General features: G+C 69.3%; 23 protein-coding genes, 1 tRNA gene and 1 pseudogene. 11 read left to right on the plus strand and 14 right to left on the minus strand.

The window, feature by feature from the left end:
* Positions 1-13 precede the first annotated feature (13 nt).
* The 5 genes from ACWD0F_RS17080 to ACWD0F_RS17100 form a co-directional block, all read right to left on the minus strand.
* Positions 14-2,383, minus strand: coding sequence for a type IV secretory system conjugative DNA transfer family protein (locus ACWD0F_RS17080; RefSeq protein WP_449876368.1), 2,370 nt, complete (start codon positions 2,381-2,383; stop codon positions 14-16).
* Entirely contained in the window at positions 2,380-4,131 is a 1,752-nt protein-coding gene (locus ACWD0F_RS17085) for a VirB4 family type IV secretion system protein (protein ID WP_449876370.1), read from the minus strand. Before ACWD0F_RS17085 ends, ACWD0F_RS17080 begins: the two co-directional genes overlap by 4 nt.
* Positions 4,128-5,069, minus strand: a complete 942-nt coding sequence (locus tag ACWD0F_RS17090; RefSeq protein WP_449876372.1) for a PrgI family protein — start codon at positions 5,067-5,069, stop codon at positions 4,128-4,130. Before ACWD0F_RS17090 ends, ACWD0F_RS17085 begins: the two co-directional genes overlap by 4 nt.
* Positions 5,066-6,517 (minus strand): conjugal transfer protein TrbL family protein, encoded by a 1,452-nt coding sequence (locus ACWD0F_RS17095; protein ID WP_449876374.1) that lies wholly within the window; start codon positions 6,515-6,517, stop codon positions 5,066-5,068. The genes ACWD0F_RS17090 and ACWD0F_RS17095 overlap by 4 nt, the downstream gene beginning before the upstream one ends.
* 152 nt (positions 6,518-6,669) lie before the next feature.
* Positions 6,670-7,725, minus strand: coding sequence for a hypothetical protein (locus ACWD0F_RS17100; RefSeq protein WP_449876376.1), 1,056 nt, complete (start codon positions 7,723-7,725; stop codon positions 6,670-6,672).
* 497 nt (positions 7,726-8,222) lie between these two features.
* On the opposite strand from ACWD0F_RS17100, the gene ACWD0F_RS17105 reads away from it, so the two are divergent.
* A complete protein-coding gene (locus tag ACWD0F_RS17105; protein WP_449876377.1) occupies positions 8,223-9,161 on the plus strand; it encodes a DNA-methyltransferase in 939 nt (312 codons plus the stop codon).
* 748 nt (positions 9,162-9,909) lie between these two features.
* A pseudogene (locus tag ACWD0F_RS17110) lies at positions 9,910-10,374 on the plus strand (recombinase family protein); the annotation flags it as partial.
* Between the two features lie 342 nt (positions 10,375-10,716).
* Here the strand turns inward: ACWD0F_RS17110 and ACWD0F_RS17115 are convergent.
* Both ACWD0F_RS17115 and ACWD0F_RS17120 read right to left on the minus strand, forming a co-directional pair.
* On the minus strand, positions 10,717-11,067 hold the full coding sequence (locus tag ACWD0F_RS17115) for a hypothetical protein (protein ID WP_449876379.1): 351 nt from the start codon (positions 11,065-11,067) through the stop codon (positions 10,717-10,719).
* A gap of 122 nt (positions 11,068-11,189) precedes the next feature.
* Positions 11,190-11,261 (minus strand) — tRNA-Arg (locus ACWD0F_RS17120).
* 115 nt (positions 11,262-11,376) lie between these two features.
* Between ACWD0F_RS17120 and ACWD0F_RS17125 the strand changes: the two genes are divergently transcribed.
* The 4 genes from ACWD0F_RS17125 to ACWD0F_RS17140 all read left to right on the plus strand — a co-directional run bounded on the left by ACWD0F_RS17125 (position 11,377) and on the right by ACWD0F_RS17140 (position 13,535).
* Entirely contained in the window at positions 11,377-11,763 is a 387-nt protein-coding gene (locus tag ACWD0F_RS17125) for a response regulator transcription factor (RefSeq protein WP_449876380.1), read from the plus strand.
* 261 nt (positions 11,764-12,024) lie between these two features.
* Positions 12,025-12,693, plus strand: coding sequence for an AIM24 family protein (locus ACWD0F_RS17130; RefSeq protein ID WP_449876382.1), 669 nt, complete (start codon positions 12,025-12,027; stop codon positions 12,691-12,693).
* Positions 12,694-12,742: 49 nt separating this feature from the next.
* Positions 12,743-13,045 (plus strand): ArsR/SmtB family transcription factor, encoded by a 303-nt coding sequence (locus ACWD0F_RS17135; protein WP_449876384.1) that lies wholly within the window; start codon positions 12,743-12,745, stop codon positions 13,043-13,045.
* On the plus strand, positions 13,035-13,535 hold the full coding sequence (locus tag ACWD0F_RS17140; protein WP_449876386.1) for a YbaK/prolyl-tRNA synthetase associated domain-containing protein: 501 nt from the start codon (positions 13,035-13,037) through the stop codon (positions 13,533-13,535). Before ACWD0F_RS17135 ends, ACWD0F_RS17140 begins: the two co-directional genes overlap by 11 nt.
* Here ACWD0F_RS17140 and ACWD0F_RS17145 read toward each other — a convergent pair whose 3' ends face one another.
* The gene (locus ACWD0F_RS17145; RefSeq protein WP_449876388.1) at positions 13,536-14,591 is read right to left on the minus strand and encodes a cellulose binding domain-containing protein; all 1,056 of its coding nucleotides are present in this window, start codon (positions 14,589-14,591) and stop codon (positions 13,536-13,538) included.
* 252 nt (positions 14,592-14,843) lie between these two features.
* On the opposite strand from ACWD0F_RS17145, the gene hemF reads away from it, so the two are divergent.
* On the plus strand, positions 14,844-15,758 hold the full coding sequence (gene hemF, locus ACWD0F_RS17150) for an oxygen-dependent coproporphyrinogen oxidase (RefSeq protein ID WP_449876390.1): 915 nt from the start codon (positions 14,844-14,846) through the stop codon (positions 15,756-15,758).
* Positions 15,759-15,802: 44 nt separating this feature from the next.
* Here the strand turns inward: hemF and ACWD0F_RS17155 are convergent, their stop codons facing one another.
* Positions 15,803-16,264 (minus strand): hypothetical protein, encoded by a 462-nt coding sequence (locus ACWD0F_RS17155; protein WP_449876392.1) that lies wholly within the window; start codon positions 16,262-16,264, stop codon positions 15,803-15,805.
* Positions 16,261-17,250 (minus strand): ferrochelatase, encoded by a 990-nt coding sequence (gene hemH, locus ACWD0F_RS17160; RefSeq protein ID WP_449876393.1) that lies wholly within the window; start codon positions 17,248-17,250, stop codon positions 16,261-16,263. Before hemH ends, ACWD0F_RS17155 begins: the two co-directional genes overlap by 4 nt.
* A 122-nt stretch (positions 17,251-17,372) precedes the next feature.
* Here hemH and ACWD0F_RS17165 point away from each other — a divergent pair, with 122 nt between their 5' ends.
* From ACWD0F_RS17165 to ACWD0F_RS17175, 3 genes are read left to right on the plus strand one after another with little or no spacing between them, the layout of a single operon-like run.
* On the plus strand, positions 17,373-17,504 hold the full coding sequence (locus ACWD0F_RS17165) for a hypothetical protein (RefSeq protein WP_449876395.1): 132 nt from the start codon (positions 17,373-17,375) through the stop codon (positions 17,502-17,504).
* A complete protein-coding gene (locus ACWD0F_RS17170) occupies positions 17,501-19,681 on the plus strand; it encodes a peptidase domain-containing ABC transporter (protein ID WP_449876396.1) in 2,181 nt (726 codons plus the stop codon). The genes ACWD0F_RS17165 and ACWD0F_RS17170 overlap by 4 nt, the downstream gene beginning before the upstream one ends.
* On the plus strand, positions 19,656-19,805 hold the full coding sequence (locus ACWD0F_RS17175) for a hypothetical protein (protein ID WP_449876397.1): 150 nt from the start codon (positions 19,656-19,658) through the stop codon (positions 19,803-19,805). Before ACWD0F_RS17170 ends, ACWD0F_RS17175 begins: the two co-directional genes overlap by 26 nt.
* Positions 19,806-19,855: 50 nt before the next feature.
* Here the strand turns inward: ACWD0F_RS17175 and ACWD0F_RS17180 are convergent, their stop codons facing one another.
* The 4 genes from ACWD0F_RS17180 to ACWD0F_RS17195 all read right to left on the minus strand — a co-directional run bounded on the left by ACWD0F_RS17180 (position 19,856) and on the right by ACWD0F_RS17195 (position 22,300).
* Positions 19,856-20,302: an L-2-amino-thiazoline-4-carboxylic acid hydrolase gene (locus ACWD0F_RS17180; protein ID WP_449876399.1), complete on the minus strand. Its 447-nt coding sequence runs from the start codon at positions 20,300-20,302 to the stop codon at positions 19,856-19,858.
* 18 nt (positions 20,303-20,320) lie between these two features.
* The gene (locus ACWD0F_RS17185) at positions 20,321-20,917 is read right to left on the minus strand and encodes a LuxR C-terminal-related transcriptional regulator (protein WP_449876401.1); all 597 of its coding nucleotides are present in this window, start codon (positions 20,915-20,917) and stop codon (positions 20,321-20,323) included.
* 186 nt (positions 20,918-21,103) lie between these two features.
* Positions 21,104-21,940, minus strand: coding sequence for a universal stress protein (locus tag ACWD0F_RS17190; protein WP_449876403.1), 837 nt, complete (start codon positions 21,938-21,940; stop codon positions 21,104-21,106).
* 12 nt (positions 21,941-21,952) lie between these two features.
* Complete coding sequence (locus ACWD0F_RS17195; RefSeq protein ID WP_449876405.1) at positions 21,953-22,300, minus strand: hypothetical protein; 348 nt, start codon at positions 22,298-22,300, stop codon at positions 21,953-21,955.
* 138 nt (positions 22,301-22,438) lie between these two features.
* Here ACWD0F_RS17195 and ACWD0F_RS17200 point away from each other — a divergent pair, with 138 nt between their 5' ends.
* Positions 22,439-22,864, plus strand: a complete 426-nt coding sequence (locus ACWD0F_RS17200; RefSeq protein WP_449876407.1) for a VOC family protein — start codon at positions 22,439-22,441, stop codon at positions 22,862-22,864.
* Positions 22,865-22,881: the final 17 nt, after the last annotated feature.

A 22,881-nucleotide genomic window follows, 5' to 3' on the forward strand; every position in this document is an offset into this window, starting at 1 on the left:
GTGGTTCTCCTTTTCAGAAGGTGCGCCGGGCGTCCGGCTTGGGGGCGGTTGTGGTGGCTGTACGGCCGTGTGCCTGCGCCGCGGCCACGCGGATGCGCTTGGCGACGTCGTTGGAGGGTTCAGGCAGGGGCCTGGTGCGCAGGGTGAACGGGGGTGCCTCGGCCGAGCGCACGACGAGGCGGGCGGCGGCCTGGTAGGCGTCGAAGTTGGCCAGGTCGTGCGCCGTGAGGAAGGGCGTGAAGTGGTGCTCTACTTCGCGGGCGTCCTCGGGGGAGAGCGAGAAGTAGACCTTGTTGCGGGCGTCGGAGGAGATGGCGTGGCGGAGCTGGCGGGGGAGCTGGGCCAGGTGCTGGTGGGCGAGGGTTAGGGAGACGCGGTAGGCGCGGGCTTCGGCGAGCATGTCGGACAGGGCGTGCGGCAGGGTGAGGAAGTTGTGGCATTCGTCCACGTAGACCGCGGCCGGGCTGCGGGTGTGGCCGAACTTGGCTCGGCGGGAGGCGGCCTGCCAGACCTGGGCGAGGATCATCGAGCCGAGCAGGCGGGCGGAGTCGTCACCCAGCACGCCCTTGGGCAGCCGGACGAGGAGGATCCCGCCGTCGAGTACCTCGCTCAGATCGAACGTCGAGCTGGTGGAGCCGAGCACATCTCGGACGAAGGGGCGCAGGAGGAAGGCTCGCAGCTTGTTCATGATGGGGGCGGTGACGTTCGCCTGGGCTGCCTCCGACAGGGCGGAGTACCAGCTCCAGAAGCCGCGCAGCAGGGGATCGCCGATGGCGGCGGTGTGCCGCCTGCGGAAGGCCGTGTCAGAGAGCAGGGTCGGGATGTCGGCGAGGGTGCCGCCGTTGCCGGCCAGGGTGAGGGCGCAGCCGCGCAGGATGTCGTCGGTACGCGGACCCCAGTAGTCGGCGTAGATCTGGTGGAAGATGCCGACCAGGTTGTCCACGCCCATGGCGATGTCGGGTCCACCCAGGACGTTGAGTGCGGGCCGAGAGTGCCGGTCGTCAGGGTCGATCAGGATGACCTTGTCGGCGCGTTCTTCCGGGATCAGTCCGAGCAGGTCGCGGACGAGGTCGCCTTTGGCTTCGATGACCACCACGCCGCGGCCGGCCTCGACGTCGGACAGGATCATCTGGGCGAGGAGGGTGGACTTGCCGGTGCCGTTCGGTCCCATCACGTGGACGTGATGGAAGGAGTCCGCGACCCGGAGGGCGACCGGGCGATCGTGCCCGGCGTCGGAGAAGCCGAGCACTTTCGCGTGCGATCCGCCGTGGGCGACTTTGGGGGATGGCGGGGCGGTGTTCGCTCCTGCTCGCTGAAGTCCTGGCACCGCGTCGTCGAGGGGAAGGTGCGCGATGGCGGACAGTTCGGGCACCGACAACAGGTAGCCGCGGTTCATCCGTCGGGAAGCGAGGCGGCTCGCGGGCAGGAACAGCCGCCGTCGCTCCAGCCGGTTGTGGCCGCTGTAGAGGGCGAACGCCGAGGCGAGGGCGTGGGCGCGCCCGCGGATGCCGTTGTTGCGGATCTCGTGGGCGGCTTTCGTGGTGGCGAGGTCTGCGGATATGGGCTTGTCTGCCTGTACGGCGTAGCGGATGGCGACCTCGTATCGGGAGTGATGGGTCTTGTCTCTGATGGCCTGGGCTTCGGCTGTCTCCTCCAGTCGGGCGACCCGGTCGCCGGCGGGCTGACGCACGTGGCGGGGTCCAGGAACTATGAGGTCGAGGAGAGACCTCAGCAGCCGAGCCATGGCGCCGCCCCAGACGCTGGTGAGCCGTCCGCCGGTAGCTGGACGGGCGAGGATCTGGACGCAGGCGTGCTGCCAGCCGGGCATCCCGACTGCCGCACCGATGAGCGCGCGGAGCGGATCGCTGCTGTGGTGGGATCGGATCGGCAGGCGTTCAGGTCGCGCCAGGACGAGTTGGCCGCCGGTCGCATATCCGTCGGTGGGTACGGGCGCGTCTGCCGTGTGGACGGCGGTGCGAGAGGAGGGCCAGGCGGCTTCGATCGCATGCTCGACGAGGTGTTGCGGGATCGAGCCGGGCACCCACATCATGATCTTCACGCCGCCGGAGCTGAAGGCGTACTCGAAGGCGAGGTGCGGCTGTCCGAAGATCAGCCGTTTCCACGCGGGACGGAGCAGCCCGATGAGGTTGCCCCAGAGTGCTTCGGCGCCTGGCATGTTGGCCACCGGGGGTGCGAGGATCTCCACACATCGCGCGCCTCGTACGAGCCGGCGGTGACGCAGTCGCACGGCGCAGGCGCGGAGCAGGACACCAAGCAGCTCGATGGCGAACAGGATCGCGACGATGTGCCAGCCATGAACGGCCAGCCAATCGAGCACGTGATCCAGGACGGCGTCGGGGTCTTCGAGAAGGTCGTAGATCATAGGTCGTCCTCCTCGTAGTCGAGCTCCGCCAGCTCTTGCGGCGAGGAGGTGACGAGCTGGTGCTCGCGCGGGCTGGAGATGACCTGGAGTGGGCAGCGCTGGCCGCTCGTGCCGGCGGTGAGCAGGCCGGTGCCCTTCTCAGCGGATAGGAGCAACTGTCGTTCGCCGTCTGAGAGACGGAAGGCTTCGGTGACCTGGTCGATGGCTTGCGGTGCCTGGCGCAGGAGGATCTGGGTGGTGGAGTTGGCGACGATGGCCTGGCCGAGTTCGGAGCCGAGCAGGTCGGCGGCGTCCTGGGTCACCACGGACAGGCCGGCCCAGTGCTTGCGGGCGGACTTGGCCATGCGGAGCAGGAACTGCGCGCCTTCGGGGATCTTCATCAGCAACCAGGCCTCGTCGACGACGACCAGGCGGGGACGGCGGTTGTAGGGATCGGAGACGCGGCGCCAGATGGCGTCCAAGGTCAGCAGGGTGCCGACCGCCTTGAGCTCTTCCGGTAGATCGCGGAGCGAGAAGACGATCAGGTGGGAGTCGGGGCGAGTGGTCGTGGGGCCGTCGAAGAGCTGGCGGTGGCTGCCGGAGACATACGGCGCGAGGCCGGCGGCCAGTTCCTTCGCCATGGGGTCGGAGTCTTCTGCGAGGGTCGCGGCCAGGTCGCTGAGGAGCGGGGGTCGTTGGTTCCAGGTGCTCGGGGAGGTGGTGATGCCTGCTTTCCGGTAGGTGGCGAGGATCGCGCGGTCCAGTGCCGCTTTGCCGGTGTTGCCGAGGGGCTCGCCGAGCATGACCGCGATGAGGGTGTGCAGGAACAGCGCCCGCCGGGTGAGTGGGTCTTCGCCCCGCTGGTTCTTCGGAGGCAGGTCGAGGGGGTTGAGGCGGACTCTCGGGGCGCCGAGGTGCACGTAGGCACCGCCGACCGCGTGGGCGAGGCGGGCGTATTCGTCCTCGGGATCGATGACGGCCACCTCGATGCCCGCGTACAGCGAGCGCAGGACTTCGAGCTTGGTCAGGTAGCTTTTGCCGCTGCCGGAACATGCCAGCGTGACGGAGTTGTGGTTGTCCTGGGCGAACCGGTCCCAAGCCACCAGAGAGGCGCTGGCGGTATTGGCGCCGTACAGCACGGCGGTGGAGCCGAGCTCCGTGGTGAGGTCGGGGCTGGTGAAGGGGAACGCCGTGGCCAGGGCCGGGGTGTCGAAGGTGCGGCGCATGGCGAGGTTGTCGTAGGCGAGCGGGAGCGAGGAGATCCAGCCCTGCAATTGGCGGAAGGTGACTTGGCGCGCGTCCAGGAGCAGGGAGGCGGCGAGCGCGCGTACCTGGGCACAGGCGTCGTCCAACTCGCTGACAGAGGTGGCGTGCACGGTGAGATAGATCGAGGCCCGAAAGAGCTTGGCCTGCCCACGCGCGATGCGGGAGGCCAGCTCCTGGGCATCCTCGGCGGCGGCCTCGGCGCCCGGGTCCAGGAGCCGGCCGTGCTCGTGATCGGAGCGGAGACCGGACTCCAGCCGGGCCAGCTGCTTGCGCAGGCGGTCAGCGGCCACGAGAGAGGGGACGGGCTCGATGTGCAGGGAGACATCGAGCCGGCCCGGATAGGTGAGCAGCGGCTCCAGCCAGCCGGGGGCGACCTCGCGGGGGTAGCCGGTGATGGCCAGGGTCGCGCACGGGCTTTCGCCGACTGTCACGTGCCGGGCCTCTACTTCCACCGCCTGGGGACCGAAGCCGGGTGAGCTGGGCGGATTGCGACGGATCTTCACCAGGTGTCTCCTGTCGTGATGACCTCACCCGGCAGGGCCATGCCGTCGTCGGGCAGGGGCGGTCCTGAGGGGTCGAAGCAGGAGGCCAGCAGGGCCGCTGTGGCTCGGGCGTCCAGGAGCCGCGCGGTCAGCCCGCAGGAGCTGAGCACTCTGGCGGCCTCGTCCAGGCGGCGCAGCGCTCGCGCGGCCGACACGTCGCGGCTGTTGGCGCCGATGGCGGGCTCACGGATGATCAGCAGCACCTGGCGGCGCAGCAGGTCGTGGCGGGTGGACAACTCGTGGAGGAAGTCGGCGTGTTCGAGTGCGGCGGAGGCGAGCGCAGGATGGGGGAGTTGGTGGGCGTTGTCCTGCAGCGACGCGATGGTGTCGGTCAGGTCGACGCTTTCGGCTCGGACGAGGATCTGAGCGGGGCCGGACAAGGAGTTGAGCCAGCGGCCGAAGACGGCGACGAGGGCGTCCTGCTCGTCGGGCGTGCGCAGGGCGAAGCTGACGGTGGAGACCTCGGCGACGGCGGCGACCCCGTCCGGCCCGAGGTCGATCAGGCCGTCGCCGGCGACACCGCGGGCGGGGAGCTTGAGCGGAGCGGGCAGGCGTTGCGGGCCGGCCGCTATCCAGGTGGGTGGCATGGGGATGTCCTCGGGGGATGAGACCAGGCGCTTGGCGGAGCGCTGGTGCCGGATGGCGGCCAGCAGGTAGCGGTCGAGGGAGATGCCGTCGCGTTGCCCGATGGCCAGGAGGATCGCGGCGATTGCCACCGGCAGTGCCACCGCGGCACAGGCCACGAGCGGCACGTGATCTCCGACCGCCATGTAGGCGCCGTACAGCGTGGCGCCGGTGCCGAGCAGGATGGCCACCTGCCGGGCGGTGAACGACCCGATGATCTTGTCGGGCTGTTCCACGTCGGCCGGGATCCGGGCGACCGACTCCTCCCAGCTCATTTGCTGCCACCCCCTCGCGGTTTGCGTGGGCGGCGACGCGGCGGGGTGGGCGTACGGCCACGGTTCTCCGGCCACTCCACCTGGCCGGGGATCGGCGCGTTCGGCGAGACGATCGGCCGGACGGGACGCTGTCCCTTCGGAGGCTCGACGGCTCGGCTTGGGCTGGAAACACCGCGGTTCCGGAGCGCCATCATCTGGCCGAGGCCGGCCGGGCCGTTGGCGTAGTAGGCCGGACGCGGATAGCCGTACACCGGAGTGTTGGGCTGCACGGGCGGTTTGGGGCTCGGTGCCGGCTTGTACCTGCCTTGGATGGCCGGTCCGGTCGGAGCATGCTTGATCGGCGCGGGCAGCCAGTCAGAGGCGCGTACGGGACGCCGGGCCCAGGTCGGCGCGTGCTTCATCGGCCCAGGGCCGCCGCGCGCGGCAGCAGCGGCAGTGAGGGCCGTTGCCGCGGTAGCGCCGGCGGGACCACCGATCGCGCCGGCGACGACCTTGCCTGCCAGCGCCCTGGTTGCCGTCCTGCCGACGCGGCCCTTGCGGCCTCCCTGGCCGCCTCTGAGATGCAGGGCCTTCAGGACGGGCGTGGCGAGCTTGGACACCACGGCGTACTTGACGATCCGCATGAGCGTTGAGCCGCGGCTCTGGATGAAGATGTGCCGCGAGATCCAGGACGGGATCCGGACCAGGATGATGAGCAGGCAGAGCGCGAGGATCAGATTGATCAGTTGTCCGGTGGGAGCGAGGCCGAGCAGGAACCTGCCGTCTTGGTTGAAGAAGATCCGGACTGCCAGCACGAGCGTGAGCGACTGGGCGACTTGGATGACCAGGAGACCGATGAAGGCTCGCCACCAGAACCGAGCCACCCCGTTGGTGTGTGGCAGCGCATGGCAGGCCATGGCCAGCGGTGCGGCGACCACGAGAACCAGCACCAGCGCGGATCGCATCACGAAGCTGATCAGCAGGAGGATCAGCAAGATGATCGCGACGAGCTCGAGCAGGATGTAGAAGATCTGCGTGTTGCTCGGTGGCAGGATCAGCATCCGAAGCTGGGCGGCGGCTCGTTTGGTGTCGAAGTCCTGCCCGAGGAGTGCTTGCGACAGGGCGTTGCCGACCTGGATCGCCTTTCCACAGATCAGGAAGCTCGTGTTGGACGCCACGATGGCCATGGCCAGGCGCGGCAGGACCTCCTTGACCGCGAAGCGCGTCTGGACGGTCTGGTGACCCATCGCGATCATGGCGCCGATCGTGGCGAGCAGGACGAAAGCCGAGTCCGCCATGGCCGTGGTGACCTTCCACAGGTCGAAGACCCGGCCGGAGCCCGAGACGTCAGGCGTGGCGAGCAGCGTGATCGCGAGCGCGTCGAGCAGCGGCTTGATGGCCGAGGCGGCGAGATTGGCGAACCAGCCGTTGATCTGCTTGGTGATCCAGTCGCCGAAGCCGAAGGTCACTTGCGGAGGGGATGGCAGCAGGTCCGGGGTGGGGGACGGCGTCGGGGTCGCCCAGGCGCTGCCGGCGGCAATTCCGAGTGCCGCTGCGGCAACGGCGGACACGAGCAGAGCGCGAGTCATTGCCGTGGTCGATCGAGGTGATGTCATGGTGGTCACCCGCCGCCGACGATGCGCTTGAGCACGCTGACGAACAGCGGAGCCAGCACGGCCAGGCCGTAGCCGAACGCGGCGGCCTTGAGCGCCGCTTTGGCCTTCTGGACTTCGCCCGGATCGCCGCCCGCCACCAGGTAACGGAGACCGCCGACGGTCAGCATCAGCGTTGCCAGAGCGGCAAGCAGCCCGATGAGCCAGTTCCGCAGGTTGTCGAAGACCGCGTTGAGATCCTTCGGCGGCGCGGCAGCGCGCAGGATCAGGGTGGACTCGGCCAGCGCGTCCGCTGCCGCGGCGGCAAGGACGATGACGACCGCTGACGCCACCAGAACGCTGCGGAACGTACAGCGCCTGCGGCAATGCCGTGATGAGAAGGGGTTCCGCGCGGAGCCGGTGGGGCTGCCCCAGCCTCCCTTCGGGTCGGTGGTGATGGGCTCCGGATCTGAGGTGATCCGGCTCCGCGCGGAAGTCTCGGAGGGGTTCTCCGCCCTTTTACGGAGAGCGGAAGCGATCGCACGCGACCGCACGGGGTCGGCGTCTCTTGCCAGAACGGCATCGGCAAGGAGCAGCTCGGCCTTTTCCTCGGCGGTGCGCCGGACGTGCTCGCCAGTCAGATGGGTGGCGGCGCACATCCGGGACAGGAGGTCAGGCGGATCGAGGTCGATGGTCTTCACCGCGGCGATGAAGGCGGTCAAGACCTCGGTGTCGATGTTCGGGGACCCGCCGGCGACAGGGTAGAGACGGAGCCGTCCGCAGATGCGCCGCAAGGCGGGCACGGCCATCCCCACCGCTCCTACCAGCCACTGTGGCCCGTCGCGTCGAGCTCGCATCACGAGCTCGCGCCAGACGACGTCGCGGGTGGCCGTGCACAGCGTGGGAGAGGCCAGAAGGTCACGCAGCTCCGTCAGCAGGATCTGGCGTTGAGGCACACCTGGGGAGAGTTCGCTGCCATCGAGTGCCAGGCCGCCCGGAGCACATGAAACGAGCTGGAAGGCGCGCTCGGCGACGTCGAGGGGTGAGCGGTCCGGGAAGGATGTGTCGCGAAGGTCGGTGCTCATCGGCTTGCTCCACTGCGAGGGGGATTTCGGTCTCGCAATCAGGTGTAGGAGCCACCTCTGGCCGGCCTAAGGCGGCCTCGAAGGTCGAGCTTGCGCGGGAGCTGAGAACTTCGATCCGCCAGAGATCAATTGCTGTCCGCCACTACCTGCTAGAGCTGCGCCAAAGGCTCGCCGAAAGTCTTTGGTCGTCTGTGAATGCGCTCCACGGCGGTTCACACGCCGGCGTGGGCGTTGCGGATCTGAGGCCCGCCCCAACTGGCGATGACGACGCGAACCAACGCCGCATCACCGATTTTCCTGATCACCGATCAGTCCGATCCGGATGGCCGCAAAGGCGCAAGGCCATCCCCGACCCCGGCTCTGCGACTGCTGTCGCCGGGCGCCGAAGTGCCATCCACGACGCTCTCCATGGGCAGCGCCGACGAGAGGACGGCGCGATGAGGCACCCCTACTGGACCAACGGCCCTTCCAGCCTCTACCTCGGCGACGCACGCGAGGTGCTCGCCGAGCTCCCTGCCGGCTCCATGGACTGCATCGTCACCAGCCCGCCGTACTACGGCCTTCGCGACTACGGCGTGGAGGGACAGTATGGTCAGGAGCCCACGCCGGCCGCCTACGTGGAGACGCTCAGAGTCACCTTCAGCGAGGCGCGGCGAGTGCTGGCCGACGACGGGACGCTCTGGCTCAACCTCGGGGACTGCTACGCCGCGAACTCAGACGGCTGGGCACGGGGCGTCGACTACAACCCCTACCAACCCGCTGTCCGCCCCCGCTCCCGGCTGGCGGTGCCGCCCAAGAACCTCCTCGGCATGCCGTGGCGAGTCGCCTTCGCTCTCCAGGAGGACGGCTGGATCCTGCGGAATGCCATCGTCTGGCACAAGCCGAACGCGATGCCGCAGTCCGTCCTGGACCGGGTGTCCACCCGCCACGAAATGATCTTCATGCTGGTGAAGCAGCGCCGGTACTGGTTCGACCTGGACGCCATCCGGGAGTCGCACACCGGAGACCGCCCGTCAACCGCCACGACCGCGGCCGGCTCGCCCGTCTGCGGCAAGTACCGCGATGACCAGGGTGCCTTGCGCGGCAAACGCTATGGCACTTCCATGCAGCCAACGGGACGAAGGCACATCGCCGCGCACCCGTGTGGCAGGAACCCGGGAGACGTGTGGTCCATCTCCACCCGCCCGCTCAAGGCGGCGCACTTCGCGGCATTCCCCATCGATATCCCGCTGCGGGCCATCGCAGCCGGCTGCCGCCCCGGCGGCACCGTCTGTGACCCGTTTGCCGGAGCGGCAACCACAGCGCTTGCCGCGCGGCAGCTCGACAGATCATTCATCGGAATCGAGATCAGCGAACCGTTCTGCGACCTCGCTCGGGCACGCATCGTGGCCGACACCGCCGCCGCGGAGCCACCGACCAGAGAAGTCGGACAGTGACGGAAAGGCTACAAAGGGCCTGCTCAGGGCCTCCTGAATCGCCTGCGGCGGCGTACTCTTCAGGCTCTGGCCGACCTCTGAATCGTCGGCTGGGGGTGCGTATAGAGATCGTCACCGTTGGCGGAGTCGAGGGTGACGAGATCGAGGCGCGTCAGCTCGCCGTCATCATGGAGGTCCTGCGTTGCCTGGTCGAGCGGCAGAAGCCGTGAGCTTTCCGTGGGATGACGCCGATGGCGTCGCAGCCGTCCAGGCCACCGGGATTCCTCTCTCGGTGGCCTGGCTCGGCCGCACCTCCACCGACGACCAGCAGGACCCCACCCTCTCGTTGCCGCGGCAACTCCGCTCGTCCAGAGACGCGCTGCCAGAGGGCTGTGTGATCGTCGCCCACTTCTACGACGTGGAGTCCGGGCGCATGGATCTGGCCGCGCGTGGTCGCGGCCGTGCGCATGAGGCTTTCGACATTCCCATCGCCCGCGACGGGAGCATCAAGGATCTGCTGGCCGAGGCGAAGCGGCCGGACCGCCGCTTCGCCGCCGTGATCTGCGAGTCGGTGGAGCGGGTAGCCCGGCGGACGTACTTCGGGACGAAGATCGAGTACGAGCTCGAACAGGCCGGAGTGATGCTCCTGGCGGCCGACGAGCCGATGCCGTCGTTCGACCGCCCCAAAGGAGGCCGTTCGCGCAAGCGTGCGACTCCGGTGCTCACGCGGCGCGTCAAGCAAGCCGTAGCCGAGTGGTATGTGCTGCAGATGCTGGAGCTGTCCTGGGATGCCTTCTGCGAGCACACCGAGCAGGGTTGGAACGTCGGCAAGCCCTGTTACGGGTACCGAGCCAAGAAGATTCCGCACCCGGTGGCCGCCAAGCGCGCGGAGGGCAGGAGTAAGAGTCGGCTGGTGCCGCATCCTGTGGAAGGGCCGACGGTCACGCAGATCTTCCTGCTGCGCGCCGTCCACAAGCTCGGCTACGACGCCATCGCCGACAAGCTCAATCTTGAGCCCCAGAAGTACCCGCCGCCGGTACCGGTGGACCCGAGGCGTGCTCTGGGGCGGTGGAGCGGCTCGGCGGTCCGGGAGATCCTCTCCAATCCGAAGTACACCGGCTACATGGTGTGGAATCGCCGCGCCACCAAGAAGGGCGGCAAGTGCAACCCGCTCAGCGAGTGGGTCTGGTCACCCCGTCCCACGCATGAGCCGCTGGTGACCAAGGAGCTGTTCCAGTCGGCCTCGACGATCGGCCGCGCGCGGCAGGGCTCACGGACTGCCTCCGGGGCCAGCAGCCATCCGCAGGCCAATCGCACGTATGAGCTGCGCTCGTACCTCGTCTGTGAGATCTGTGACCGGCGTATGTGCGGCAAGAGCCGCCGGGACACCCAGTACTACGCCTGCGAGCCGGACATGCGGCATCACAAGGATCGCAGCGACTGGTACGCGAGCCATCCCAAGAGCCTGTGGGTCCGCGAGGACGATCTGCTTGATCTTGTGCATGAGTTCTTCGCCGGCCGCGTTTTCAGCGCTGCGCGCATCGAGGCTCTACGCAGTGAGCTCCCTCAGGCGCCCTCACAAGGCGACACCCGCGGGGATCGGCTCAAGGGGGAGATTCTTGATCTGGGGAAGCGGCAGGACAACGTCTTGACCCAGATCGAAGAACAAGTACCCAGCGGTGACGAGGACATTGACCGGGACTTCCGTGAACGTCTCCAGCGCCGGTACGCCGACCTGGCCCGTATGCGGAAGGCGAAGGCCGAAGAGCTCAAGGCATTGGCCGCGAGTGCTCCGCCTAAGGAGGACACGGAGTTGCTCGGCGAGCTCCCGCAGCTTGCCGCCAACCTGGCCACCATCGGCGAGGAGCTCCAGCGCAAGCTCTTCGACGCGTTCAATCTCGAACTGCGCTACCGCGTGGACACCCACGAAGTGCTCATCCGCATCACCGTCAAGGAGGACAACTTGCCCGCGATCAAGGCCCTGACCAGCAAAATCGCCGACCCTCCCGGAGGAGGATCGGCGATCAATGATGTTTCCCTTGTTCTGGGTGCCCCCTGTAGGATTCGAACCTACGCACCCGGCTCCGGAGGCCGGTGCTCTATCCCCTGAGCTAAGGGGGCGCGACGACTGAAAGGCTATCAGTTCCGCGGTACCACTCGGCACCGGATAACAGTCGTCGAACGCATCCGGGGAAAACCGCCCGTGACCACCCCGCTACAGGTTAGCTTTGCGCCCGTGGGCGAGGTTCTTGGCAAAGTACTGGTCGTTGACGATGACGAGGTCATCCGTCAGCTCATCGCGGTCAACCTGAACCTTGAGGGGTTCGAGGTCGAGACCGCCACCGACGGGCAGAACTGCCTTGATCGCGTGTTGGACGTCATGCCGGATGTCATCACGCTCGATGTGATGATGCCGTGCCTGGATGGATGGGCGACGGCGCAGAGGTTGCGCACGCAGGAGGCGACCTGTCACATCAAGGTCGTGCTGATCACGGCGCGGGCGCAGGATGATGACAAGCTGAGGGGGGCGGGCATCGGGGTGGACGCCTACCTCACCAAGCCGTTTGATCCGGCGGAGCTCATTCAGGTGGTTCGGGATCTGGCTTTGGAAGCTCAGCGGTAGGGGTTCTCTGCCTGGTCTGGCGGCGGTCAGCTCGACTCGGTGAGCCTGGCGTACAGCGCCACCGCCGCTGAGCACGTCTGCCGAGCCTGAGCACGTCCGCTGAGCGCGGCGCTGGATGCGGCTGGGCGACGGTGGATGAGGTTGCGGTCGTCGCGGAAGCCGGCAGGGCGTGAGGGTATGCGGTCGGTTGGTAGAAGCGCGTGAGCAGGTGGAGTTCCGTACGCTATCGGCACCATTGTCTCGCGATCGGCAGGTCTCACCGTGCGTAGCTCCATCTTCGGCAATCTCAACACGCAACAACTGCCCGGCGGCTTCGCCTTGGAGAACGGCAAGATGCTCCGGGTGCAGCTCCCGCACGAGGTGCTCGCCAAGCAAGGCTCGATGGTCGCCTTCCAGGGGCAGATGGACTTCGACTACGAGGGGTCCGGCGGGATCAGCAAGTTGTTCAAGAAGGCGATGACGGGGGAAGGCGCCTCGTTGATGCGCGTACGCGGTGACGGGCTGCTCTATCTCGCCGACAATGCCGACGACATCCACCTGTTCTTCCTGGAGAACGAGGGGATCACCGTCAACGGGCGTAACCTGCTGGCCTTCCAGCCGCAGCTCACGTGGGACATCCAGCGGGTGCAGGGGGCCGGGATCGCGGCCGGCGGGCTGTTCAACACGACCGTCACCGGGACGGGCTGGGTGGCGGTGACCACGCATGGCACGCCGGTGCTGCTCGACGCCGCGCGTATGCCCACCTTCGCCGACGGGCAGTCGGCGGTGTGCTGGAGCACGGGGCTGCAGGTCGGCGTCAACCGGACGATGAAGGTGGGCTCTCTGATCGGGCGGGGGAGCGGGGAGGCGATGCAGCTTTCGTTCAGGGGGCAGGGGTTCGTGCTGGTGCAGGCCAGCGAAGGGGTTCCCGTGGTGACCGCCTCCTCCTGAGCCGGGAGCGGGCTGGACGAGGGAATTAGCTAATTGCCATACTGGCTTGGTGCTTGATGTCGACCTGGTCAAAGCGCTGGCCAATGACAAGCGCCTGCTGATCCTGGAGTGGTTGCGCGAGCCCGAGCGGCACTTTCCGCCGCAGCGGGACGGCGATCTCGTACGCGACGGGGTCTGCTCGTTGTTCATCGCCGAAAAGCTCGGCGTGAGCCGGCCCACCTGCGGCGAGCATCTCAAGGTGCTGGTCAAGGCCCGGCTGATCCACGGCAGCAGGATCAAGCAGTGGGTGTTCTACCAGCGCGACGAGGATCGCATCGCCGAGGCGAAGGAGTTGTTGAGCAGTGACTGGTGAGGAGCTGAACGGGTCCGCGTACGACCGGCTGATCGCCGACCTGGACGGCGCGGGGGCGCGTTACCGGTTGATCGACCACGCGCCGGAAGGGCGTACCGAGCAGGTGAGCGCGCTGCGCGGGAACGACGTCGCGCAGGCGGCCAAGTGCCTGATCGTGATGGTGAAGGTCGGCAAGAAGCAGACCCGCCACGTGCTGGCCGTCGTGCCTGGTGACGCCCGGCTCGACCTGCAGGCGGTCAAGGCGATGCTGGACGGCACGTACGTCGCCTTCGCCGCCAAGGAGAAGGCCGAGGAGCTGGCCGGGAGCGTGAGCGGGACGGTGTTGCCGTTCAGCTACGACCCCCGGCTCGAACTGGTCGCCGATCCGGCACTGCTGGACCAGCCCGAGCTGTACTTCAACGCGGGACGGCTCGATCGCTCGATGGCGCTGGCCACCGAGGACTATGTCCGGGTGGCCGCGCCGCGCGTGGCCGCCATCACCACGCCATAACTAGGAGCAGGTGGGGGCTGGGGCGGTGTTGGCGCCGGTCCAGGAGGCCAGGAAGCCGAACGTGGCCGTGGCGCCGGGCGCGAGAGAGCCGTTCCAGCTCACGTTCTTCACCGTCACGGCGGAGCCGGTCGCGCTCAGTGTCCCGCCCCAGATCTGGGTGATCTGCTGGCCGTTGGCGAACGTCCACGCGGCCGACCACGCGCTCATCGCCGCGCTGCCGGTGTTCTTGACGGTCACCTCGCCCTGGAAGCCGCCCTGCCACTGACCGGCGTTCTTGAACGTGGCCGTGCACCCGCCAGGGGGAGGCGTCACGGTCGGGGTGACGGTCGGTGTGATGGTCGGGGTCGGGGTGGAGATGCCGGACAGGGCGTTCACCAGCGGCGGGTACCACTTGTCGGACATCTTCTGGTCGCCGGCGGCGTTCGGGTGCACCCCGTCGTAGGTGTCCGTGCTCGTGCTGAACCCCGTCCACTGGTCCACCACCGTGACGGGCGACTGCTGGGTCGTGGTGGTCGCCGCCCAGGCGGGGATGGCGTTGTTGAAGGTCACGGCCCGCTGGGCGCAGTCGGCGCAACTGGACGGGTTCATCGGGATGATCTTGGCGACGAGGATCTTCATGCCGGGGTTGCTGGCCCGCATCTGGCCCACCAGCGTGGTGAACGCGCTGAGGATCGTCGCCGGTGCGATGTTGCTCCACACGTCGTTGGTGCCCAGGTGCATGATGACGATGTCGGGCTTGGTCGCCGAGAGCCAGCCGGGCAACATGCTCTGGTTGGCGATGTTGGTGGCCAGGTAGCCGCCGTGGCCCTCGTTGTCGCCGTCGTGGGTGACTCCGCAGCCCTGCGGCGGGAGGGTGCCGACGAAGTCGATGTTCGTGTAGCCGGTGCTCTGGAGCCGGTTCCAGAGCAGGGACCGCCAGCAGCCGGGGGATCCGGTGATCGAGTCGCCCAAGGGCATGATCCTGGTGGCGGCGGCACTGGCCTGCGTCGTCGTCGCGAACATGATCGCCGCCACCAGTGCCACCATCGCCGCCAGCAGGGCGCTGATCCTGCGCATCGTCTGCTCTCCCGTCGTCGCCTGCGCAGATCGTAAGGAGCGCTGCCCGCAGCGGGAAGGCGGCCGGTGCCGGGGCGCGGACGACCTGCGAAGACGCCAGGTCCGGCGTGTAAGTTTCAGCGGCGCGCCGAGCGCGGGTGTCCGGTCCAAGCCGCGCGCGGTCGTCCGGTGTCCACCGAATTGCGGACGTGATTTGTCCATTCTTCGCCGGTTACCGTCGGGCATGACGACGGTAACCCGCAAGGAGAGACCATGACGTCCACGCTGGAGACGGGCCGCACCGGGGCCGTCGTGCACGAGCTGCTGCGCGCCGGCCAGTCCGAGCTGGTGTCCCGGTTCGAGGAGTACGACGGCGCGGGCCGCTTCCGGGTCTCGGAATGGCGGCGGGACACGCTGGGCAGCGGCCGGGCGTGCGTGCTGGAAGGCGGGCGGGTGTTCGAGCGCGCGGGGGTGAACGTCTCCCTCATCCACGGCGACCGGACGCCGCAGACCATCACGCAGACGCTCCCGCAGGCCGAAGGGCGTCCGTACGTGGCGACCGGGATCTCGATGGTGCTGCACCCGCTCAACCCGTACGCGCCGGCCATGCACGCCAACTTCCGTTTCTTCACCGTGCCGGGGGTGGCGTGGTGGTTCGGCGGGGGGTGCGATCTGACCCCGATGTACGGCTTCGCGGAGGACGCCGCGCACTTCCACCGTACGCTCAGGGCCTGGTGCGACCGGCACCCGAACGGCCGCTACGCCGACTGGAAGGCCGCCTGCGACGACTACTTCACCATCGCCCACCGGGGCGAGATGCGCGGTGTCGGCGGCGTCTTCTTCGACCACCTCGCCGAGGGCGGGTTCGACCGCTGCTTCGCCCTGATCGGGGACGGCGTCGCCACGGTGGTGCCCGCTTACCTGCCGATCCTCGACCGGCGCCGCGACATGCCGTACGGCGAGCGCCAGCGCGCGTGGCAACTGGCCCGCAGGGGCCGGTACGTGGAGTTCAACCTCGTCTACGACCGCGGCACCCGCTTCGGCCTGCAGACGAAGGGCAACATCGAGGCCATCCTGATGTCGATGCCGCCGATGGCCAGGTGGGCGTTCGACCTCGTACCGGAGCCGGGCAGCCCGGAGGACGAGGTCGCGGACTTCCTGAAGCCACGGAACTGGGCCGGCCTGTAAGGAGCCACGGAACTGGGCCGGCCTGTAAGGGGCCGGCCCAGAGGTCACTCGGCGGCGGTGGCCCGCGTGTAGCGCAGCGCGCACGCGTGTGCTCCCCGCACCTGCCGCAACATGACCTCGACCGTGATGTCGGGGAAGGCCCGGCTGGTGGCCTCGCCGGACATCTCGCAGTGCAGCGACGGCGGATCGGTGATGCCGAGGTCCATGGCGGCGGCCCGGCACAGGCAGGTGCGCGTGACGACCAGCGCCACCTCGTGCTCGGCGGTGGAGCAGTCGACGACCTCCTCCTGCAGCCCGAGCTCCTCGAACACCGGCAGCACCTTCGCGATCGCCTCCGGCAGCGTGCTGTTCTCCAGGTAGGGGGCCATGCAGGCGTACTGACGCGCGGGATAGCCCTCCATCAGCGCCTCGCGCGCCTCCCGCTCGCCGACCTTCTCGCGCAGCTCCAGATAGCGGCTCATCCGGTCGCGCATCGACGCGCGGAACTCGGTTTCCTTCTCGTTCATCGTTCCCTCATTCCGGCCGCGGGCGCGGCCTTCTCCGTCACCAGCCGCTGGGCCACGACTTGGGCCAGGGCGTGGGTGAACGACGGGCGGTCGTTCAGCGCGGGGGCGCGGCGCAGCTCGGCGATCCCGGCCTGCCGCGCCGTCTCCACCAGCTCGATGTCGATCTCCGACAGCGTCTCGATGTGGTCGGAGGTGAACGACACCGGCACGATCAGCACTCGGCGCACGCCGCTTTCGGCCAGTTGCTCGACCGCGTCCACCGTGCTCGGCCGCAGCCAGGGCAGCGGGCCGACCTTCGACTGGTAGGCGAGCAGGTGCGGGTTCGGGATGCCGAGCTCGGCCATGACGGCCCGGACGGTCGCGCGGATCTCCATCGGGTACGGGTCCCCGCACGAGACGACCCGTACCGGCAGCGAGTGCGCGCTGAACACCACGTGCGCGTCCTCGAACCCCGCCAGCCCCGCGCGCACGGTCTCGGCCAGCGCCGCCACGTACGCGGGATGCGTCGGCCACCGGTCGATCACGCTCCACTCGAACGCGTCCTCCAGTCCGGCCCGCCCGACGGCCCGCCACAGGTCGGCCAGGCTGGACCCGGTCGTGGTGACGGAATAGTGCGGATATTGCGGGAACGCCACGGCCCGGCGCACCCCGTCGGCCCGCATCGCGGCCAGCGCGGCGTCGGCGCCGGGCTCGGCGTAGCGGAAGGCGAGGTAGGCGCGGTGCGGCGCGGTGCCGGGGGAGATCGCGTCGAGTTCGCCGATCATGGCCGCGGCCTGCCGCTCGGTCCAGCTTCGCAGCGGTGAGCCGCCGCCGATCAGGTCGTACTGCCGCCGTACCCGGGCCAGCCGGGCCCTGATCAGCAGCGGGGACAGGACGGGCTTGGCGGGCAGCATGTCGAGGTCGGCGAAGAGCCGGCGCAGGAACGGGCGCACGTCGTCGAGGGTCCAGGGACCGCCCATGTTGAGCAGGACTATGCCGGTCGTCATCGCAAACGTTCTCCCGGAGCTGATAGGTGCCTGCGAATGATGAAATGCCGGACAACACCCGCACGTCATGTCGGCTTTTTTGCTGGCATGACAGTGAGTGCGGCGACTGTCAGCCTTCAGGCATGGTGGACCCGAAGCGTGTGCCCGAGATGTTCCCCTGGCCGCTCCGGCCGCCCGCGCGGCGGCTGATGTGGCTGGCCCTGGCGGTTCTGGGCGGCACCCTGTGGCTCGTGGTCGCGGCGGCTCTGCGATGAGGATGTTGTTCCAGAACACCCGTGTCGAGTGCGGGATCGCCTGCCTGGCGATGGTCCTCGGTCACCACGGCCACCACACCTCCATCAGGGAGCTGCGCGACCGCTGCCGCCCCGGCCGGGCCGGCGCCAGTGCCGGCACGCTGGTCAAGGCCGCGCGGGCGCTCGGCATGACGGCCACCGGCTACCGCGCCTCGCCCGAGCTGATGCGCACGATCGTGTTGCCCGCCATCGCGCACTGGTCGGGCGATCACTACGTGGTGGTCGAGCGGATCGGCCGCCGGCACGTCCGGGTGGCCGATCCGCAGACCGGGCGGCGGCGGCTGACGCATGCGGAGTTCGCCGACGGGCTCGGCTCCGTCGCCCTCCAGCTCGTGCCGGGGCCGGACTTCGTGCGGGCCAGGACCACGCAGGCGCCGTACTGGCGCACGTACGTCGGCAGGCTGCTGCGCGTGCGGGGCGTGCGGTGGCTGCTCGCGCAGGTGTTGCTGGCCTCGCTGCTCATCCAGCTCCTCGGCCTGGCGATGCCGCTGGCCGTGCGCGTGGTCGTGGACGACAGCCCCGCGCTGCGCGACCCCGGCCTGCTCGGGCTGGTGGGGGCGGGCATCGCGGTGGTCGCGGCGGCGCAGCTCGTCACCGCGTACCTGCGCTCGGCCCTCGTCCTCTACCTGCAAGGCCGGCTGGACACCCAGGCCATGCTGGACTTCTGCGCCCATCTGCTGCGGCTGCCGCTGCGCTACTTCCAGCAGCGCAGCACTGGCGACATCGTGGCCAGGATGGGCGGCATCGTGCTGTTGCGCGAGCAGCTCACCGGGCAGACGCTCGGCTCGATCCTGGACGCGGCGACCGTGCTGGCCTACGTCGCGGTGTTGTTCACGATCGACGTGACGACCGCGCTCGGCGTGCTCGCCGTCGTCGCCGTGCAGCTCGCCCTGCTCGTACGGACCGCCCAGCTCGTACGTGAGCGCATGGCCGCCGACATCACCACCCACGCCCAGGAGCAGGGCCACCTGATCGAGATCCTCCAGGGCATCGAGACCGTCAAGGCGTCGGCCGCCGAGGAGCGTGCCCTCGACCGCTGGACGGGGTTGTTCCTCGCCTGGATGCGGACCACGATGCGGCGCGGGCACACCGGCGCGGCCGTCGAGTCGGCGGTCGGCTCGCTGCGCGTGCTCACCCCGCTGGCCGTGCTCTGGCTGGGCACGGCGCGCGTACTGGCCGGGGACATGTCGCCCGGCACGCTGATCGCGGTCACCTGGATGGCGGCCTCGGTCGTCGCGCCGCTGTCGGTGCTGGTCGCCAGCGGGCAGCGGCTCCAGCTCGCCGGCGCCTACCTCCAGCGGCTGGCCGACGTGCTGGAGTCCGAGCCGGAGTTCCCCGCCGCGCCGCCGCCCGCGCATCCGCCGGTCCGCGGCGCGATCGAGCTGGCCGGCGTCACCTTCCGCTACGACCCCGACGGGCCGCCCGCCCTGCGGGAGGCGTCGTTGCGGATCGAGCCGGGGGAGCGGGTCGCCCTGGTGGGCGCCACCGGCGCCGGCAAGACCACGCTGGCGCTGCTGGTCCTCGGGCTCCACCAGCCGCAGGCCGGCGTCATCACGATCGACGGAACCCCGCTGCCCGACCTCGACCCCCGGGTGCCGCGCGGCGCGATCGGCGCCGTGCTCCAGGAGCCGTACCTGTTCAGCGGCACCATCCACGACAACATCGCCTTCCACGACCCCTCGATCCCCCGCGAGGACGTGGTGGCCGCCGCGCGCGTCGCCGCGCTGCACGACGAGATCGCCGCACTGCCCCGGGGCTACGACACCCGCCTGGCCGAACGCGGCGCCGGCCTGTCGGGCGGCCAGCGGCAACGGCTGGCGCTGGCCAGGGCGCTCGTCCGGCGACCGGCCGTGCTGCTGCTCGACGAGGCGACCAGCCATCTGGACGCCGTCACCGAGGCCAGGGTGCACGCCAACCTGCGCGCGCTGCGCTGCACGCAGATCGTCATCGCGCACCGGCTGAGCACCGTACGGGACGCCGACCAGATCATCCTGCTGGACCACGGCCACCCGGCCGAATCAGGCACCCACCCGCAGTTGCTCGCGCTCGGCGGCCGGTACACCTCGCTCGTCGCCGCCCAGGTCGATCCCACACTGGAAGGAGGTGATCGGCATGGAAAAGCTCACGAACCCGCATGAGGCCGAGGTCGAGTTGAGCGATGAGGAGCTCGACCAGATTCACGGCGGCTACCCCGGGCTCAGCGCTGACGGTGGTGCGTGCACGCGAGGCATGAGCGCGGACCCGTCGCTGCCCGGCGTCTAGAAGGTGACATTCGCGGGTGGGACGGGAGATCTCCCGCCCCACCCGCTCGCTCACTTACCGCGTGAATATCTGAACAGGCACGCGTACGCGCCACGCGCCTGCTGGTGGGTCACCTCGACGGTCAGCTCGGGGAACGCCCGGCGCGTCGCCTCGTTGTCCAGCTCGCACAACACCGACAGCGGCTCGGCCACGCCCGCGGCCTGGCACGCGGCCCGGCACTCGCAGGTCGAGAGCACCTCGACGGCCGCGTCGACGCCGTCGGCGGAGACGTCCACGATGTCGATCCGCACGCCCAGCTCCGCGAAGGCCCCCACGACCATGCCGAACCCGCCGGCCAGACTCCGGCTCCTGATCAGCGGCCCCATCCGCTGCTCCTGCAGCTCGACGTAGCGGGCCAGCAGCGTCTCGCGCGCCTTCTCGTCGCCGAGCTCGTCGCGCAGCCTGAGGTAGTCGACCAGACGGTCGCGCATACGTTCGCGGTACTCCTGCTCGTTCACGGGGGGTTCCTCTCCGTCTCAGTAGAGCTGCTCGGCGGGATCGTCCTCGCGCAGCCGCGCGGCCAGTTCGAGCTTCGTGTACGCGGGCCGCCCGGCCTGCTCGTACTTGGCCTTGACCCGCTCCAGGTACGTCTTGGCGGTGGCGATGCTGATGCCGATGTGGCTGGCGACGGCCTTGAGCGTCATTCCCGAGCCGTAGGCGAGGAGCACGGCGTGCTCGCGGTCGGACAACCGCGGGCGGCACGGGAGCGAGATCGTGGCCAGGAACTGCCGGGGACAGACGGCCTCGCCGGTGGCGACCGCGCGGATCGCGGCCGCGAGGGCGTTCAGGTCCTGGTCCCGGTGGACGTAGCCGTGCGCGCCGGCCAGCAGCGCCGAGGCCATGCGCGCGGAGTCCGCCGCCGCGCCGTAGACGACGACCCGGTGACCGGTGCCGACGAGGCGGCGGACGTTCGTGTCGGGAGCCGAGTGGTCGGGCAGGAAAAGGTCCAGCACGGTCACGTCAGGCAGGGAACCGGGATTGTCGCCGAGCAGCTCGCCGACCGTCCGCGCCTGGGCCACGAACCGCAGCCCGCCCATCCTGGCCGCCCAGGCCTGGAAACCCTCGATCAGCATGCGGTCGCCGACCATACCCACATGAATGACCTGTTCCATGGTTGTGTCACGTCCCCGCAGGTGAAGGCGCCTCAGCGGCTCGCCACCGTTCTATTCGCGCAGCAGCCGCGCATGGACGGGACCTTGGGGAATCGCTCCGGAAAGGGCTCGACCGCAAAAGCCGAAATGTCGGATGAACGGCCGACGCTAGCGCCGGATCACGGCCAAGGGGCCAGGCGCGTGGTGCAGCAGGCCCTGGCTGATCGAGCCGATGAGCATCCCGGTGAGCTGGCCGTGCCCGCGCGAGCCGACCACCAGCAGGTCGGCGTGCGCCGCCGCGTCCTTCAGCACCTCGATGGGATGGCCGTGCACGACCTCGGCGATCACGTCGACCGCAGGATGGCGGTCATGGTGCGGGGCCAGCGACTCCTTCAGCGTGCGCAGCGCGTCCTGCTCGCTCGCGCGGTCGGCCGGCTCGAAGCCGCCGGCCCGCGGCCAGGCCCACGCCTGCACGGCTCGTACGCGCGCGCCGCGCAGCTCGGCCTCGGCGAAGGCGAAGTCGAGGGCCAGCATGCTCCCCGGCGAGCCGTCGACCCCGGCGACCACCTCACCACGCGGCATTTGGGGCGGATAGCGGACCAGGACGACGTCGATGGTGCCGTGCGCCGCCACCCCGTGCGCGACGGACCCGACCAGCAGCCCGCGCACGCCGCCGACCCCGCGACTGCCCACGACCAGGAGCTCGGCCCCCTCGGCCGCCTGGAGCAGGGCCGATCGGGGGTCGCCGGGCAGCAGCAGGGTCTCGATGGGCAGGTCCGGCTGCTCGCGGCGGGCCCGGTCGTGGGCGGCGGCGAGCACGGTGTCCGCGCCTTCGCGCATCCACCGGCCGACCTCGGCGTAGTGGCCCCCGGGCTGCTGCTCGCACACCCATTTGGGCACGACGTGCGCCACGGTCAGCGCCGTATGGCGCAGCGCCGCTTCGGTGGCGGCCCAGGCGGCCGTTTCCAGGCCCGTACGCGAGCCGTCCACCCCAGCGATGATCACGACCCCAGCTCCTCAGGTCAGTGTGTAGCACTCCACTTCGGCGCGGCGGAACGCCAACCCCTTCTCGGTGGAGTCGCGGACGCACGCCCGCTCGGCCTTGCTCAGCTTGAGCGTGCCGCAGACGGACGTGCCGGAGTAGGTGCGGCAGTCGAGTGAACGGTCGGTTCGGCCGACGCGGTACAGCTCCTTGACCGTCGCACGGCACTTGGCGGGGCCGGTGTCGGCGTAACGGCACTGGGCGATCAGGGTGTCGTATTGCTCCTGGCTCACTTCGTGCTGGTCGATCCCGTCCCCAGAGGCGGCGGCCACGCCGAACGTGCCCATCACCACGAGTCCTGCGACAGCGGCGATCTTCTTCATAGTCCCCCTGAGAGGACTCGTACCGCTGAGGGCGATCGTCAAACCTGATCACTTTTCGACCCTGTGCGTAAAGTGCTCAATTGGTGAGCACTTTGCCCGGGAGGATGGTCACATCAGCCCGCAAGAGAGGAACCGGACATGCTACGAGGACTCACCACCGTCTCCTTCTACTCGCCCGACTTCGAGGCCACCAAGCGCTGGTACACCGAGCTGTTCGGCATCCCGCCGTACATGGACAACCCCGCCTACATGGAGTGGCGCATCGGCGACTACCAGCACGAGGTCGGCTTCATCAACAGCTCCTACGCCGGGAGCGAGCTGGCCATGACCCCGGACCCCGGCACGATCGGCGGGCCGGCCGGAGCCGTGGTGTTCTGGCACGTGGACGACGTTCCCGAGGTCCTCGGCAAGCTCGTGGCCATGGGGGCGAAGCAGCACGACGCGCCGCGCGACCGGGGCGACGGCTTCATCACCGCCTCCGTGATCGACCCGTGGGGCAACGTCCTGGGCCTGATGTACAACCCGCACTATCTGCGGATCCTGGCCTCTTTCCAGGGGGCTTAGCCCGACTCCAGGGGTCT

The sequence above is a fragment of the Nonomuraea sp. NPDC002799 genome, assembly GCF_053592075.1.

Excerpts from the sequence above, each read along its gene's own strand:
- ACWD0F_RS17080 (WP_449876368.1), bottom strand. The coding sequence starts at position 2,383 with ATGATCTACGACCTTCTCGAAGACCCCGACGCCGTCCTGGATCACGTG.
- ACWD0F_RS17100 (WP_449876376.1), bottom strand. The coding sequence starts at position 7,725 with ATGAGCACCGACCTTCGCGACACATCCTTCCCGGACCGCTCACCCCTC.
- hemF (WP_449876390.1), top strand. The coding sequence starts at position 14,844 with ATGACGTCCACGCTGGAGACGGGCCGCACCGGGGCCGTCGTGCACGAG.
- ACWD0F_RS17185 (WP_449876401.1), bottom strand. The coding sequence starts at position 20,917 with ATGCTGATCGAGGGTTTCCAGGCCTGGGCGGCCAGGATGGGCGGGCTG.
- ACWD0F_RS17175 (WP_449876397.1), top strand. The coding sequence starts at position 19,656 with ATGGAAAAGCTCACGAACCCGCATGAGGCCGAGGTCGAGTTGAGCGAT.
- ACWD0F_RS17155 (WP_449876392.1), bottom strand. The coding sequence starts at position 16,264 with ATGAACGAGAAGGAAACCGAGTTCCGCGCGTCGATGCGCGACCGGATG.
- hemH (WP_449876393.1), bottom strand. The coding sequence starts at position 17,250 with ATGACGACCGGCATAGTCCTGCTCAACATGGGCGGTCCCTGGACCCTC.
- ACWD0F_RS17090 (WP_449876372.1), bottom strand. The coding sequence starts at position 5,069 with ATGAGCTGGGAGGAGTCGGTCGCCCGGATCCCGGCCGACGTGGAACAG.
- ACWD0F_RS17170 (WP_449876396.1), top strand. The coding sequence starts at position 17,501 with ATGAGGATGTTGTTCCAGAACACCCGTGTCGAGTGCGGGATCGCCTGC.
- ACWD0F_RS17165 (WP_449876395.1), top strand. The coding sequence starts at position 17,373 with ATGGTGGACCCGAAGCGTGTGCCCGAGATGTTCCCCTGGCCGCTCCGG.
- ACWD0F_RS17200 (WP_449876407.1), top strand. The coding sequence starts at position 22,439 with ATGCTACGAGGACTCACCACCGTCTCCTTCTACTCGCCCGACTTCGAG.
- ACWD0F_RS17195 (WP_449876405.1), bottom strand. The coding sequence starts at position 22,300 with ATGAAGAAGATCGCCGCTGTCGCAGGACTCGTGGTGATGGGCACGTTC.
- ACWD0F_RS17145 (WP_449876388.1), bottom strand. The coding sequence starts at position 14,591 with ATGCGCAGGATCAGCGCCCTGCTGGCGGCGATGGTGGCACTGGTGGCG.